The sequence below is a fragment of the Collimonas pratensis genome (assembly GCF_001584185.1).
GTDB classification, from domain to species: domain Bacteria; phylum Pseudomonadota; class Gammaproteobacteria; order Burkholderiales; family Burkholderiaceae_D; genus Collimonas; species Collimonas pratensis.
Window position 1 is genome coordinate 1658946 of sequence record NZ_CP013234.1, and the last position, 13868, is coordinate 1672813.

Annotated in this window: 12 protein-coding genes; 3 read left to right on the forward strand and 9 right to left on the reverse strand. The window is 61.6% G+C overall.

Annotated features, from left to right (window positions below; genetic code table 11):
* Window positions 1–29 precede the first annotated feature (29 nt).
* The 3 genes from CPter91_RS07560 to argH all read right to left on the reverse strand — a co-directional run bounded on the left by CPter91_RS07560 (window position 30) and on the right by argH (window position 4062).
* Entirely contained in the window at window positions 30–911 is an 882-nt protein-coding gene (locus CPter91_RS07560) for a branched-chain amino acid ABC transporter permease (RefSeq protein ID WP_061938973.1), read from the reverse strand.
* Window positions 912–1161: 250 nt separating this feature from the next.
* The gene (locus CPter91_RS07565) at window positions 1162–2319 is read right to left on the reverse strand and encodes an ABC transporter substrate-binding protein (protein WP_061938975.1); all 1158 of its coding nucleotides are present in this window, start codon (window positions 2317–2319) and stop codon (window positions 1162–1164) included.
* A gap of 348 nt (window positions 2320–2667) precedes the next feature.
* Window positions 2668–4062: an argininosuccinate lyase gene (gene argH / locus CPter91_RS07570; protein ID WP_061938977.1), complete on the reverse strand. Its 1395-nt coding sequence runs from the start codon at window positions 4060–4062 to the stop codon at window positions 2668–2670.
* Window positions 4063–4246: 184 nt separating this feature from the next.
* Here argH and CPter91_RS07575 point away from each other — a divergent pair, with 184 nt between their 5' ends.
* The gene (locus CPter91_RS07575) at window positions 4247–5353 is read left to right on the forward strand and encodes a histidine kinase (protein WP_082793322.1); all 1107 of its coding nucleotides are present in this window, start codon (window positions 4247–4249) and stop codon (window positions 5351–5353) included.
* Between the two features lie 48 nt (window positions 5354–5401).
* Window positions 5402–6202: a LytR/AlgR family response regulator transcription factor gene (locus CPter91_RS07580; protein ID WP_061938979.1), complete on the forward strand. Its 801-nt coding sequence runs from the start codon at window positions 5402–5404 to the stop codon at window positions 6200–6202.
* Between the two features lie 12 nt (window positions 6203–6214).
* Here CPter91_RS07580 and CPter91_RS07585 read toward each other — a convergent pair whose 3' ends face one another.
* The 5 genes from CPter91_RS07585 to wrbA form a co-directional block, all read right to left on the reverse strand.
* Entirely contained in the window at window positions 6215–7558 is a 1344-nt protein-coding gene (locus tag CPter91_RS07585; protein WP_061938981.1) for a DUF1501 domain-containing protein, read from the reverse strand.
* Window positions 7559–7573: 15 nt separating this feature from the next.
* On the reverse strand, window positions 7574–9148 hold the full coding sequence (locus CPter91_RS07590; RefSeq protein ID WP_061938983.1) for a DUF1800 domain-containing protein: 1575 nt from the start codon (window positions 9146–9148) through the stop codon (window positions 7574–7576).
* 112 nt (window positions 9149–9260) lie between these two features.
* A complete protein-coding gene (locus CPter91_RS07595) occupies window positions 9261–10673 on the reverse strand; it encodes an FAD-binding oxidoreductase (protein ID WP_061938985.1) in 1413 nt (470 codons plus the stop codon).
* Window positions 10674–11147: 474 nt separating this feature from the next.
* Entirely contained in the window at window positions 11148–11588 is a 441-nt protein-coding gene (locus CPter91_RS07600; protein ID WP_236905960.1) for a DUF2069 domain-containing protein, read from the reverse strand.
* Window positions 11585–12214: an NAD(P)H:quinone oxidoreductase gene (gene wrbA / locus CPter91_RS07605; RefSeq protein ID WP_061938987.1), complete on the reverse strand. Its 630-nt coding sequence runs from the start codon at window positions 12212–12214 to the stop codon at window positions 11585–11587. The genes CPter91_RS07600 and wrbA overlap by 4 nt, the downstream gene beginning before the upstream one ends.
* 97 nt (window positions 12215–12311) lie before the next feature.
* Between wrbA and CPter91_RS07610 the strand changes: the two genes are divergently transcribed.
* Window positions 12312–13625, forward strand: coding sequence for a YihY family inner membrane protein (locus tag CPter91_RS07610; RefSeq protein WP_061938989.1), 1314 nt, complete (start codon window positions 12312–12314; stop codon window positions 13623–13625).
* Here CPter91_RS07610 and CPter91_RS07615 read toward each other — a convergent pair.
* Complete coding sequence (locus tag CPter91_RS07615) at window positions 13581–13787, reverse strand: hypothetical protein (RefSeq protein WP_061938991.1); 207 nt, start codon at window positions 13785–13787, stop codon at window positions 13581–13583. The two genes, CPter91_RS07610 and CPter91_RS07615, sit on opposite strands and share 45 nt — an antisense overlap.
* Window positions 13788–13868 lie beyond the last annotated feature (81 nt).

Below are 13868 nucleotides of genomic sequence, written 5' to 3' on the forward strand. Positions count from 1 at the left end.
CGGCGATGGTTGTAAACAGTTCGGTCATGTCAGGCCTTCCTTTCCAGCACTTTGCCGAACATGCCGGAAGGCTTGACCAGCAAGATCAGGAACAGCAGGCCGAAGCCGACGGCGTCGCGGAAATCGCTGGAGATATAGGCCACGGTCAGCACTTCAGCGAAGCCGAGGAACAGGCCGGCGATCATGGCGCCGCGGATATCGCCCATGCCGCCCAGGATGATGACGGCGATGCCCTTGTGCAGCATCGGTTGTCCCATGAAAGGGGTGATGGCGTTGAACGACAGGCCGACCAGCACGCCGGCGGCGCCGCCGAGGGCGGCCGCGGCAAACGAGGTCAGGTAGAACAGGCCTTCGACATTGATGCCCAGCAGGTAGGCCGCCTTGGGTGATTCGGCGATGGCGCGCAGCGCGCGTCCCAGCTGGGTGCGGCGCATCACCGCCAGCAGCACCAGCATCAGGATGAAGGAAATCACGACGATGCCGATCTGCACCGCGGTGACGTGCAGGTTGCCCCAGTTATAGCTTTCTTCTGGAATGGTACCGACCGGGAAGCGTTTGTTTTCGGCGCCGAACAAGCCTTGCGCCAGGCTGGTCAGGATGGTGGCGACGCCGATGGTGGCGATCATCGGCGCCAGATGCGGTGCGTTGCGCGCCCGCAGCGGCCGCAGCACCAGACAGTCGACCGCCAGGCCGATCAGGCCGGAGACCAGCATGGCAGCCAGCATCGCCAGCCACAGCGGCAATGCGAAATGTTCAATCAGCAGCAGGGCGGCGTAGCTGCCCAGCATGAAAATGGCGCCGTGCGAAAGATTGATCACGCCCAGCACGCCGAAAACCAGCGTGAAACCCAGCGCAAACAGCGCATAGACGCTGCCCAGCGAGAGGGCGTTGATGAGTTGTTGTTCAAGCATGAGGGTTCTTCTAAAAATCAGCGTAATTGCAGTCAATTGGGGTCAGAGTTTTTTTACGACGGGTTTATCGTCGTAAATTACTCTGACCCCAATTGACGGGTTACGGAGTGCAGTTCGTTGTGCTCGGTGTTATTTAACGTCTTAACGACATTCTTTCTCCGGACACCGTCAATAGGGGGCAGAGTAATTCGTCGCGCTTCGGCGACTCTTAAACTCTGTCCCCTATTGACTAGGTGACTCGGCGACTCGATTATTTCAACAAGATGAACTTACCGCCCTTGGCAATATTCACAATCGCTTCCTGCTGCGCATCGTAGCCGACTTCCTTGCCGGTGACGGCCGGGGCTTTGCGGAAGGCGAACTTGCCGGTGGCGCCTTCAATCGTTACCGACGGCAGGGCTTGCTGCAGGGCGATGCGGTCCTTGTCGATGGCGCCGCTCAGCTTGATCTTTTTCAACGCATCGGCCACCACATGCAGAGCATCGTAGGCTTGCGCCGCAAACTGGTCCGGATCGCTGCCGAATTTGGCCTTGTAGGCGGCGATGAATGCCTTGTTGGCCGGCGTCAGGTTTTCTGGCGACCATGGGCTGCCCATGATGGTGTCGTCGCCGGCGCCTTTGGCTATGTCGAACAGCTTCGGCGAATTCAGGCCGTTGCCGCCGATGAAGGGTTGCTTCATGCCCAGCGCGCGGGTTTGCAGGATGATGTTGGCGGCTTCTTCGGTCAGGCAGGAGCAGACGATGGCGTCCGGATTGGAAGCCTTGATCTTGGTCAGCTGCGCCTTGAAGTCGACGTCGCCCTTGGCATAGGCTTCGGTGGTGGTGACCGGGACTTTCTGGTCAGCCAGGGTGCCCTTGAAGACGTCGTAGCCGCTCTTGGTGAAGGCGTCGTCGTTGCCATAGATGATGGCGACTTTCTTGATGCCGAAATGCTTGACCGCGGCGCGCGTGGTGACCGGCAGGACGTCGGCTTCCATTACGGAGTTACGGAAGGTGAACGGGCCCATGGCAGTGATGCCGTCGGCGGTGTTGCTGGTGCCGAAGGCGACGACCTTGGCGGCATTGGCGATCGGGTCGGCGGCGAAGGCCGAGTTGGACAGGGTCGGGCCGAATACCAGCAGCGCCTTGTCCTTGAAGATCAGTTTCTTGAAGACGTTGATGGCTTCTTCTTTCTTGCCTTGTTCGTCTTCGATGATCAGTTGCAGCTTGTTGCCGTTGACGCCGCCGGCGGCGTTGACTTCATCGGCGGCCAGCGTAAAGCCGTTCTTGATGGCGACGCCGTATTTGGCGGCCGGGCCGGTCAGGGCCGCGGCCAGGCCGAGTTTGACGTCGGCGGCGTGGGCGGCGCTGCCCAGGCCGGCGGCCAGCATCAGCAATGGCAGCGTTTTCAATAGGGTTTTGAATTGCATGGTGATGTCCTCCAATAGACCGTTTTTTTAAGCGACCAGGAAAGCACGGCGCAAGGGCGCTGTGCGGCACGAGATCGGCAGCGTTTTTATTTTGGCGCGTGCAGACGCACCAAAGGTGAACAAAGTATAAGGGATTTTCGGTCAGAAATTCCTGGCACACAAACTGCTCACGAGCCAGGTAAAAAACGGGTGTTTTACACGGAGGATGCGGCGACTTTTGGTCGCTTATGGAGAGATATTGCGTGATTTTGGGCAATTATACCCAACGTTGGATATTTGTGTCGGCCGGACTCATGCCAAATCGGCATGACGGAAAGCATTGCGCTTTCCGCCGTGCCGGCTCTCGCATCAGCCTAACTGCTGGCGTAAATGCTGGATTGCCAGACGCACCTGGCGCGGCGCCGTGCCGCCGATATGGTCGCGCGCGGCGACCGAACCTTCCAGCGTCAGCACCTGGAAGATGTCGTTTTCGATCAGCGGCGAGAAAGCGCGCAGCTGATCCAGCGACAGGTCGCTCAGGTCGCAGCCCTGGTCGACGCAGCTGCGCACGGCATGCGCCACGGCTTCGTGGGCGTCGCGGAAAGGCAGGCCTTTCTTGACCAGGTAGTCGGCCAGGTCGGTGGCGGTGGCGTAGCCTTGCAGCGCGGCGGCGCGCATCGCTTCCGGCTTGACCGTGATGCCGCGCGCCATGTCGGCGAAGATGCGCAGCGTGTCGGTAATCGTGTCGACGGTGTCGAACAGCGGTTCCTTGTCTTCCTGGTTGTCCTTGTTGTAGGCCAGCGGCTGGCCTTTCATCAGGGTCAGCAGGGCGATCAGGTGGCCGTTGACGCGGCCGGTCTTGCCGCGCGCCAGTTCCGGCACGTCGGGATTCTTCTTTTGCGGCATGATCGAAGAGCCGGTGCAGAAGCGGTCTGCGATATCGATGAAGCCGATGCGCGGGCTCATCCAGATCACCAGTTCTTCCGACATGCGCGAGACGTGGGTCATCACCAGCGCCGCGGCGGCGCAGAATTCGATGGCGAAGTCGCGGTCCGAGACGGCATCCAGCGAATTGCGGCAGACATCGTCGAAGCCAAGTGTTTTTGCGACGCGCTCACGGTCGATTGCAAACGTGGTGCCGGCCAGGGCGGCGGCGCCCAGCGGCAGGCGGTTGACGCGCTTGCGGCAATCCTGCATGCGCTCGGCATCGCGGCCGAACATTTCAACATAAGCCAGCACGTGGTGGCCGAAAGTGATTGGCTGCGCTACCTGCATATGGGTGAAGCCGGGCAGGATGGTGTCGGCGTGCTGTTCCGCCAGGTCCAACAGCGCCAGGCGCAGATCGCGCAGCAAGCCGCTGATGTCGTCGATGGCGCCACGCAGGTAGAGGCGGATGTCGGTGGCCACCTGATCGTTGCGCGAACGGCCAGTGTGCAGGCGCTTGCCGGCGTCGCCGACCAGTTCGGTCAGGCGCTTCTCGATGTTGAGGTGGACGTCTTCCAGGTCCAGCAGCCATTCAAACTTGCCGCCGGCGATTTCGCCCTGGATCTGGGCCATGCCCTTTTGGATCGCTGCATAGTCGTCGGCGCTGATGATTTTTTGATATGCAAGCATCTCGGCATGTGCCAGCGAGCCCTGGATATCGACCTCGGCCAGGCGCTTGTCGAAAAATACCGACGCCGTGTAACGTTTGACCAGATCGGAGACCGGTTCGGAGAAACGAGCCGACCAAGCTTCGCCTTTTTTGGAGAGTTGTGCTGTCATAATTGAGGTTTGAATCGCGGGTGAGAGTAAACAGTGAGCAGGCAAGGAATTATGCGATTATAAATCACTACCCTCGCACTGCCCTGAAAACCGGCTGTGCCTGCCTGATACAGGCATTTTACCTTGTGAAATATGCCTTATACCAAAGCCATGATTATTATTGCGACAACTAATGCCGGCGCCCATGCCTTTTGACCAGACCGTTGATGATGCGCCGCCACAGCAATCCGGCGCGCTGGTGATCCCGGACGGCTGCAATCTGGGCGTGGTGTTCCGCACGCTGATCGTGGTGAATCTGGCCGCCATGGCGGCGATCCTGTTGCGCAGCGACGGTCTGATTGCGGCGATCAACAGTTTTGTCGAATCGGCCATGCTTATTGAGCCATCCTGTTTTCTTTCTTTGTCGCTGCTGTGCGGCCTGCATCGGATCGGCCACCGTTTTCCGCTGGTGATGCAGCGGATCTTGTGCGCGCTGGCGCCGGCGCTGGTGACGGTGGCGGTGATCTGGCTGCTGTCGGGTTTCGACTGGTTCCTCAACGGTTTTTCCCATCTCGGCGGCAGCGGCGGCGTCTTGCGCGCAGCCTTGGTGGCGGCCTTGTTCGGCATCGGCCTGCAGCACTATTTCGAATTGCGCGCGCGCGCCTTTTCGCCAGTGCTGGTGGAAGCGCGCCTGCAGGCTTTGCAGGCAAGGATACGGCCGCATTTCCTGTTCAACAGCCTCAACGCCGTCTTGTCGCTGATCCGCAGCGAGCCGCGCCGGGCCGAGGCAGCGCTGGAAGACCTGGCCGACCTGATCCGTGTGCTGATGCGCGACGGCCGCGCCATGACCACGCTGGAAAAGGAAATCCGCCTCTGCCGCCAGTATCTGTCGATAGAAAAGATACGCCTGGGCGACCGTTTGCGCGTGCAATGGGAGCGCGAAGGCATCAGCGACGAAGTGGTGTACCGGGCGCAAATCCCGACCCTGCTGTTGCAGCCGCTGATCGAAAACGCGGTGCACTATGGCGTCGAGCCGAGCACCGAGCCGGCCCTGATCCAGATCAAGCTCAGCCATTCGCTGGAGCGGATCGAGATCGTCATCACCAATCCCTACAATCCCTACAGCGGCAAGGGCGTCGCCGCGCTGCCGGAAGGGAACCAGATGGCGCTGGAGAATATCCGCGAGCGGCTGGCGCTGCTATACGATGTCGAGGCGCAGCTGACCACCAGCACCACGCTCGGGCAGTTCCAGGTGCGCGCCAGCTTCCCCTATGTCAAGGCAGCGCTGGCGAAGCCGCCGGCCAGCAAGTAGAATCTGATCCGCTCACCATTATTCAGTCAAATCGCTCATCTAACCCACATGATTCCTCGCATTTTCATTGTCGACGACGAAGCCCCCGCGCGCGCCCGGCTGAGCACGCTGCTGTCCGATATCGTCGCCGACTGCCCGCACTACCTGGTGGGCGAAGCCGCCCATGCGCAAGCCGCGCTGGAAGGGATTGCCGCCACGGCGCCGGACCTGGTGCTGCTGGACGTGCAGATGCCAGGCATGAGCGGCCTGCAGCTGGCCGAGCAGCTGGTGAGCCGAGCGGACGCGGCCAAGGCCGAGGCGCCGCTGATCATTTTCGTGACGGCGTATGACGATTACGCCTTGAATGCATTCGAGGTGCAAGCCTTCGACTATCTGGTCAAGCCGGTGCGCGCGGCACGGTTGGCGCAAGCCATCGCACGCGCCAGCCGTTTGCGCAAGCCGTCGCAGCCGTTTGTTGCGCCTGCAGCGGACGGGGCAACGGCAGCGCCGCGCCAGCATTTCGCCGTGCAGGAACGCGGCCGCATGTCGCTGGTGCCGATGGGCGAGGTGCTGTATCTGAAGGCGGAGCTGAAGTACGTCACGCTGCGCACCAAGAACAAGGAATACCTGATCGAGGATTCGCTGGTGTCGATCGAAGAAGAGCTGGCGGCATACTTTGTGCGGGTGCACCGCAATGCGCTGGTGGCGCGCAACGCCATCATCGGCGTCGAGCGTGGCATCTATGTCGCGGAGGGAGAGGGCGACGCCGACAAGCCGCAGGAAGTCTGGCAAGTCATCCTGCGCGACATCGACCACCGCTTGCCGATTTCAAGACGGCAATGGGCGGTGATCAAAGCCCTGGTGCGATAAGCCCAGCCGGCGCTATACCAGCAGGTTCAAGGCGTGCGGGTTGCCCGCGCCGTATTGCGGGAACAGCTTCTGCATGGCCGGATCGCCGATGCGCATATGTTTTTCCGCTAGCGTCGCCAGCACGGCGCGGAAGTCGGTGGTGATGGCCAGGTCGCGCCCTTCATTGAGCGATTTGTCATCGATGCCCGGCCAGTGGCCATGAATGGTGCGGCCACGCACATTGCCGCCCAACAGCCACATGGCGTTGCCATGGCCGTGGTCGGTGCCGCCGTTGCCGTTCTCGCGGAAGGTGCGACCGAACTCTGACATTACCACAATCACCGTATCGTTGAAGGCCGGTCCCAGTTCGCGCGCCAGCGTCGCCAGGCCATCGGCCAGCGGCCGCAGGCGTCCGGCCAACTGGCCGTTGCCGTTGCCCTGGTTGGTATGGGTGTCCCAGCCGCCGACGGCGACGAAGCCGAGACGGATGTCCGGATTGCCGGCCATCAGGCGGCCCAGGCGCGCGGTGTCGATCGACAGGCCGTTCGGCAGTGGCGCACCATTGTTGGCCATTTTCTGTTCTGAACTGTTGGCGTCGGCCAGCAATTCCTTGCGCGCCGAAATGCCGTCGCGATAGGACTTGCCGAGCGCCGCATCCTGCGCATACAGCGCGGCATAGGCCTGGCTGACTTCCGGCTTGTCGATCAGGGTCGGGCGAGTGGCGTCGCGCCCGGTCGGCATGTTGGCCACCACGGCGCGTCCGGTCAGGATGCGCGGCACCGATTCGCCCAGGGTCAGCGCTTGCATCGGCGACTGCGAAGGCGGCATCACGCTCAGCATGCGGTTCATCCAGCCGTCACGGGTATTGTGTTCACCCGGGGTGCCGGTTTCCATGTAATCCTGCGCCTCAAAGTGCGAGCGCGACATGTCGGGCGAGCCGGAAGCATGGACAAAGGCCAGCCGGCCGTCTTCCCAATAAGGCAGCAAAGGCTGCAGCGCCGGGTGCAGGCCGAAATAGCCGGTCAGGTCGATGGCGCCGTTTGGCGTGCCGGGACGCGAGACGGCGATGGTCGGCCGCGCCTTGTAGTAATTGTGGTCGCCATGCGGCACCACCACGTTCAAGCCATCCACGGCTCCCCGCAGGAACACCACCACCATGCGCGGCGTGCCGTCGCCCGCGACATGCGGCCGCAGCAATGGATTGCCGTAGGAAAGCGGGCTGTCTGCGGTCGCCGCAACGGTCACCGGCGGCGTCGGTTTGGCCTTGGCCAGCGGTTTGCTCGGAGGCGCTACCACACAGCCGGACAGGCCTACCGGGATCAGGATGGCGCCGCTGCCGGCGAGGCCGAGTTGGCGGATGAAATCACGACGATTCATGGTTTGCTCCTGGCTTTATCTTTTCATGAAATCCGGGCCGCCGAGTATCAGGCCGACCTGCAGATTGGGCGCTGCGGCGGTAATCGCAGCGAGACTGTGCGGCTCTAGCGCCGGCGCCAGCGTCTGCATCAGCTGTTGTGGATCTACGGGGGCGCCATAGCCGGGCATGGGGGCATAGGTGATCGGAGCCGGTGTCGGCGCCGCGGCTGCTACCGCACTGGGCACGGGCGGCGGTGTTTCGGCGCGGGCGATCGGCGATTTGCCGTTGCTCAGGCCGTTGACGAAGTTGATCCGGCGCAGCAGCGCATCCGGATTGAGCCAGGCTTCCTCCGAGAATTTATAGCCTTCCGGGGTCAGCCAGCCATACAGCGGCTGGCCAAGCTGGTTCAGTACGCCGTCGATTGGCTTGACGTTGAGCACCGGCGTCGCGGTTGCGCGCAGCGACGACACCACATATTGATAAGGTGTCTTGAACTGGGTCTGGTAATTGCTGCGGGCCCAGAATTCCTGGCTGTCGAACAGGGTGCGCAGGACTGCCTTGATGTCGCCGTTGGTGGCCAGGAAACGGCGCGCCAGCTTCTCGGTCAGGGCGGGTTCCGGTTTGTCGGAGACGAAATACTGCACCAGCTTGGCGGCGACGAAGTGGGCGGTGGCGGGGTGGCGCGCCAGGATATCGAGCGCCTGTTCGCCTTCCTGCTCGCCGTTGCCCTTGATGGTCTGGCCGAGGAAGATCTTGTCGCCGAAATCGTGGCGCTTGGGATTGAAGGCAAACGCCGGTTGGCCGTCTTTCATGGCTTTTTCATCGATAGTCCAGCCGGTCAGGATGCGCGTCAGCGCGATCACGTCGGCCTGGGTGTAGCCGCTGTCGACGCCCATGGTGTGCAGTTCCAGCAGTTCACGGCCGTAATTTTCATTGAGGCCCTTGAAGCGGCCCTTGGCTTCTGGCGTGTTGACGCCGCTGCTGAGCCAGTTGTCTAGGTAGTACAGCATCGCCGGATGGTGAGCGACGCTGCCCAGCAGCTGACGGAAGTTGCCTAGTGCGTTGGGCCGCAGCACATCTTTCTCGTACTCGCCGTTCCAGTAGCGCACCCAGTCCTTGCCTTCGAAGACATTGAAGTGGTTGAACCAGAATTCGGTCATCACTTCCTGCAGCTGGCGCGGGCTTTCGGTGGCCTGCCACAGGCGCGCAAAATGGACTTGCGGCGTGATGTCTTTATTGGCGCGCTGGCGCGCCATGTTCTTTTCTTCGGGGGTGGCGCTGTTGGGCGGGAAGGAGGGCGGGCCGTATTGCTGGTAGAGCTGGGTGCTGCTGAGTTGATAGGTCGACAAGCCTGCCAGCTTGTCTGACAGCGCTTCCGGCAGCGGCAGGCTGTCAGGGCGCAACTGCTGGTCGATATAGCGTTTGACACCCATGTGCCTGACGGCGTCGACGTCGCCGGGGCGCGGGCCGTAGGCTAGCCGGTTCAGCACATGCAGCGCTTTTTCCGAGTCGTTCAGCGGCGCCTGCGCGGTTTGCGCCTGCGCCGTGCTGAAGCAGCCCAGCAGCAACGCCATGAACAGCAATCCGGGGAGTCTTGTGGTCGAGGTCATGTCCAGCCTTTTGCAGGTTTGCTTACATCGTTGCTTAACGGCCGCCGACAGGCAGGCGCTTACAGCGGCGGTGTAACAGATTGTAAGGCGGCAACTTTTTGATGTGGTCGTTTTAAATGACCTTGCCCGGATTCATCAGGTTCAGGGGATCCAGCGCCTGCTTGATGGTTTTCATCAGGGCGATTTCCACCGGCGATTTATAGCGCAGGATTTCTTCGCGTTTGAGCGCGCCCAGGCCATGTTCGGCCGAGATCGAACCGTTCATGCGGTTGACGTTGTCATGCACCAGCAGATTGATGGCGGCCTGTTGCTCGATGAAGCGCTCGGCATCCATACCTTCAGGCGGTGAGACGTTGTAGTGCAGGTTGCCGTCGCCAAGGTGGCCGAAAGTGACATTGCGGCAAGCCGGGTAATGCTGTTGCAGCAGGGCGTCGGTGTCGGCAATGAATTCGGCGATGCGGGAAATCGGCAACGAGATATCGTGCTTGATGTTCTTGCCTTCCTTGGCCTGGGCCGAAGAGATGCTTTCGCGCAGCTGCCACAGGGCGCGCGACTGGGCGCCGGAGCTGGCGAGCACGGCGTCCTGGCAGATATCCTGTTCCAGCGCTTCACTCATGAGTGCTTCCAGCAGCGCGCTTGCATGGGGGGCGGGTTCGCTGTCGGACAGTTCCAGCAGCACGTAGTGGGGATGGCGCTGGGCGAAGGGGAATGGCAGTTGCTGGAAGTGTTTGCCGACCAGTTGCAGGCACAGGTCGGATATCAGTTCAAAGCCGGTCAGGGTGGCGCCGCAGCGTTCTTGCGCCAGCGTCAGCAGGTGCAGCGCGGCGGCGGGACTTTGCAGCGCGGCGAGGGCGGTCAGCTGGACTGTGGGCCGGGGGAAGAGTTTCAGGACCGCGGCGGTGATGATGCCCAGCGTGCCTTCGGCGCCGATGTAGAGGTCGCGCAGGTCGTAGCCGGTGTTGTCTTTTCTCAGTCCGCGCAAGCCGTGCAGGATGTCGCCTTGGGCGGTGACGACTTCCAGTCCGAGGCAGAGTTCTCTGCTGTTGCCGTAGCGTAGGACGGCGGTGCCGCCGGCGTTGGTGGAGAGGTTGCCGCCTATGGTGCAGCTGCCTTCGGCTGCGAGCGAGAGGGGGAACAGGCGGTTTGCTGTCGTGGCGGCGTCTTGTATCTGTTGCAGGATGCAGCCGGCTTCGGCGGTGATGGTGTGGTTGACCGGATCGACGGCGCGGATCTGGTTGAGGCGCTTGAGCGAGAGCACGATGGCTTGGCCGCTTTGGTCGGGGACGCTGCCTAGCACCAGGCCGGTGTTGCCGCCTTGGGGGACGATGGGGATGCGGAACTGGTTGCAGAGCTGGACTAGCTTGGCGACTTCTTGGGTGTTGGCGGGTTTGACGACCGCGATGGCCTGGCCGGTGTAGCGTTGGCGCTGGTCGGTCAGGTAGCCGGCCTTGTCGGCGTCGCTCGTGAGCACATGGGAGTCGCCGATAGCGTCACGGCAGGCAGCAAGAAAAGCGTCGTTGTTCATGTCAAATTTTCGAAAAATCAGTCAAATGGGGTCAGAGTTTTTTTACGACGGCTTCATCGTCGTAAATTACTCTGACCCCATTTGACTGGCTACGGAGTGAGTGCGGTGGCATGCTATGAACGGTTAGTGCGTAGTTAAAACGTTTCCTACTCCGTGGATACAAGCCGGGAGCGGCCCGGCAGCCGCTCACTTTCTTTTGCTTCGCCAAAAGAAAGTAAGCAAAGAAAAGGCGACCGCACAGCCGTTGCCCGCCTTCGGCGGGTCCCCAAATGATGCGGGTGCCAGTCGGATGGGACACAAACTCGCTTCGCTCAAACATGTGTCCCATAATTCCCGACTGGCGCCCGCATCATTTGGCAACGTCAGCATGCGGGGCACGTCAAAAGCAACCCCAATGTCAAAAGCAACCGCAACTTCAAAAACAACTTCAACCCCAAAAGCCACAGCCTCTTCGCCTTAGGCGTCCCGGTTGCTTTATTGCGACGCCTTTTTTATCGCTTGCTGCGCGACTTCCTTGGCTGCCTTTTTATATGGCCGCAGATACAGGATGGTGCACAGGAAGAAAATGGTGCTCAGCGCAACTTCGAGCCACCCTAGTCTTGTGCTAAGCAGGTTGCTGTCGCTGGTGGCGCGGACTATGCCTTCTGTGAAGTAGATCAGGATCAGCATCGAGGCCCATTGCATGGTGTAGACGTCGCGCTTGAGGACGCCGCGCAGGGGGAACAGGAGGGGCAGGACTTTCAGCACCATCCAGGAACCGCCGGGACGCAGCGGCGCCAGCACCAGTTCCCAGGCCAGGCCCAGCGCGATCAGGGCCAGCAGGCTGGCTACCGCGCCCAGATAAAAAAAACGCGGCTGGCGGGCGGCGTGCGGCAAGGGGTGGGTTGCCGTGTCGGGTTTCAGTTTGGTGGTCATCTTGGCCCCGCTGGGTTGAGCTTCAATGCGGTTGCGGCCAGCCGTCGCCCTTGGGCAATGGCCAGGGTGCGGCTTTCGGCGGAGATCGGATGGCTGCCGTTCATGCCGGACCAGTGGCTGGCGCCATAGGGGCTGCCGCCGCTGGCGGTAGTCATCAGTTCAGGCAAGGTGTAAGGCAGGCCCATGATCAGCATGCCATGATGCAACAAGGGCGTCATCATCGACATCAGCGTCGATTCCTGGCCGCCATGCAGGCTCCCGGTAGAGGTGAACACGCAAGCCGGCTTGCCGGCCAGGGTGCCGGCCAGCCACTCGGTGCTGGTGCCGTCCCAGAAATACTTCATGGCGGCAGCCATGTTGCCGAAACGGGTGGGCGAACCGAGCGCCAGGCCGGCGCATTCCTGCAGATCGGCCAGTTCGACATAGGGCGCACCCTCGGCCGGGATGTCGGGAGCGCTGGCTTCGGTCACGGTGGATACCGCAGGCACGGTGCGCAGGCGGGCTTCGCAGCCGGGGACCGAATCGATTCCCTGGCCGATCAGCTCGGCCAGTTTACGGGTCGAGCCATGGCGCGAATAGTACAAAACCAGGATCGGTGTAATAACGTTAATGTTGGATGAGTTCATTTTGGTATTATAGGGCGCTTTAGCGCCAACTCATGGTGCAAAACGCATGCCGCGGCCGCTTTCACGATGTGCCGCGGCGGGCAAAATGAGGTAACGCATGACGTCAATAAAATTTTCCAGACTGCGCGGCCTGTCCTGGGCGGAGTTGCGCGATCTGTTTCGCTTCGCCGCGCGCCGCCTGGACGAGGAGCGCCTGCCGCAGGTGGCCGGCAGCCTGACCTTCACCACCATCCTGGCGCTGGTGCCTATGCTGACCATCGCGCTGGCGATTTTTACGGTGTTCCCGCTGTTCAGCACCTTCCGCGCCTCGCTGGAAGAATATTTCGTGCATAACCTGATGCCGCGCGGCGTCGCCAACACCATTCTCGACTACCTCAACCAGTTCGCCACCAAATCGGCGCGCCTGTCGGCGCTGGGCGGGGTGGCGCTGATCGTCACTTCGGTGCTGACCATGTCGACTGTCGACCATGTCTTCAACCGCATCTGGCGCGTCAAGACGCAGCGGCCGTGGATCCACCGGGTACTGGTGTACTGGGCGATCATTACCCTTGGGCCCTTGCTGATCGGCATCTCGATCACCGTCACCTCCTATCTGTCGGCAGCGGCCAACGGCCTGGTGGTGAGCTGGGTCGGACGCTGGTTCTATACGCTGCTGTCAGTGTCGCTGACCACTGGCGCCTTTACCTTGCTTTACGTGGCGGTGCCGAACCAGCGCGTTGACTGGCGCGATGCGATCTGGGGCGGCTTGCTGGCGGGTATTGCATTTGAAATCGCCAAGCGCGTGTTTGCCGCCTACATCCTCAAGTTCCCGACCTACACCATGGTCTACGGGGCACTGGCGGCCTTGCCGATTTTCCTGCTGTGGATCTACATGCTGTGGATGATCACCTTGATGGGGGCATTGCTGGCGGCCGCCTTGCCGGTGGTGAAGTACGAACGCTGGTGGCATGTGCCGTCGCCCGGCAGCGCTTTCGTCGACGCCATGGCGGTGCTGGGAGTCTTGCACCAGGCGCGCCTGCGCGGCAGTTCGGCGGCGGTCGATGCGGGGCAGATCCGGCGCGCCACCCGGCTCGGCTTCGATGAATCCGAAAGCCTGCTGCAGCAGATGGTGGAAGCCGGCTGGGTCGGCCGCGTGCAGACCGAGATGCCGGCGCGCAGCCAGTGGGGGCGCAAGGTGCGTATCAGCGTCGACGGCTGGATCCTGCTGGCCAATGCGGAAGTGCTGAAACTGGCCGATGTCTACCGCATGTTCGTCTGGAATCCGGCGGCCGGCAGAGCCATCGACAGCGGCCTCGATCAGTGTGTGGAAAGCGCCATCGAACACGGTCTTGAGCAGACCCTGGCGGCCCATTTCAGGCGTGAAGTGCTAACCAACCCGCACCTTGATGGTGCCGCCCTGCGGCAGTTTTGACGTCCAGAAATAGCTGATGTTGACCCTGCCGGCATAAGTCGGCTGGGTGTAATTCATCAAAAAAGAAGTCATGGGCCGGCGTTGCGGCGGCGTTGGCGCGGCGCCGGCCGTGCCGGGCTCCTTGAGCAGCGCCGGTATGTGGTCGCTATCTGATGTTCCCATAAACACTCCTGTTGCAATACGCTACGCCGTCGCTGTCATGCAGGGCGATGTCGGAAAATAAAGAAACGCATTTTACGGGAT

Excerpts from the sequence above, each read along its gene's own strand:
- CPter91_RS07560 (WP_061938973.1), bottom strand. The coding sequence starts at position 911 with ATGCTTGAACAACAACTCATCAACGCCCTCTCGCTGGGCAGCGTCTAT.
- CPter91_RS07565 (WP_061938975.1), bottom strand. The coding sequence starts at position 2,319 with ATGCAATTCAAAACCCTATTGAAAACGCTGCCATTGCTGATGCTGGCC.
- argH (WP_061938977.1), bottom strand. The coding sequence starts at position 4,062 with ATGACAGCACAACTCTCCAAAAAAGGCGAAGCTTGGTCGGCTCGTTTC.
- CPter91_RS07575 (WP_082793322.1), top strand. The coding sequence starts at position 4,247 with ATGCCTTTTGACCAGACCGTTGATGATGCGCCGCCACAGCAATCCGGC.
- CPter91_RS07580 (WP_061938979.1), top strand. The coding sequence starts at position 5,402 with ATGATTCCTCGCATTTTCATTGTCGACGACGAAGCCCCCGCGCGCGCC.
- CPter91_RS07585 (WP_061938981.1), bottom strand. The coding sequence starts at position 7,558 with ATGAATCGTCGTGATTTCATCCGCCAACTCGGCCTCGCCGGCAGCGGC.
- CPter91_RS07590 (WP_061938983.1), bottom strand. The coding sequence starts at position 9,148 with ATGACCTCGACCACAAGACTCCCCGGATTGCTGTTCATGGCGTTGCTG.
- CPter91_RS07595 (WP_061938985.1), bottom strand. The coding sequence starts at position 10,673 with ATGAACAACGACGCTTTTCTTGCTGCCTGCCGTGACGCTATCGGCGAC.
- CPter91_RS07600 (WP_236905960.1), bottom strand. The coding sequence starts at position 11,588 with ATGACCACCAAACTGAAACCCGACACGGCAACCCACCCCTTGCCGCAC.
- wrbA (WP_061938987.1), bottom strand. The coding sequence starts at position 12,214 with ATGAACTCATCCAACATTAACGTTATTACACCGATCCTGGTTTTGTAC.
- CPter91_RS07610 (WP_061938989.1), top strand. The coding sequence starts at position 12,312 with ATGACGTCAATAAAATTTTCCAGACTGCGCGGCCTGTCCTGGGCGGAG.
- CPter91_RS07615 (WP_061938991.1), bottom strand. The coding sequence starts at position 13,787 with ATGGGAACATCAGATAGCGACCACATACCGGCGCTGCTCAAGGAGCCC.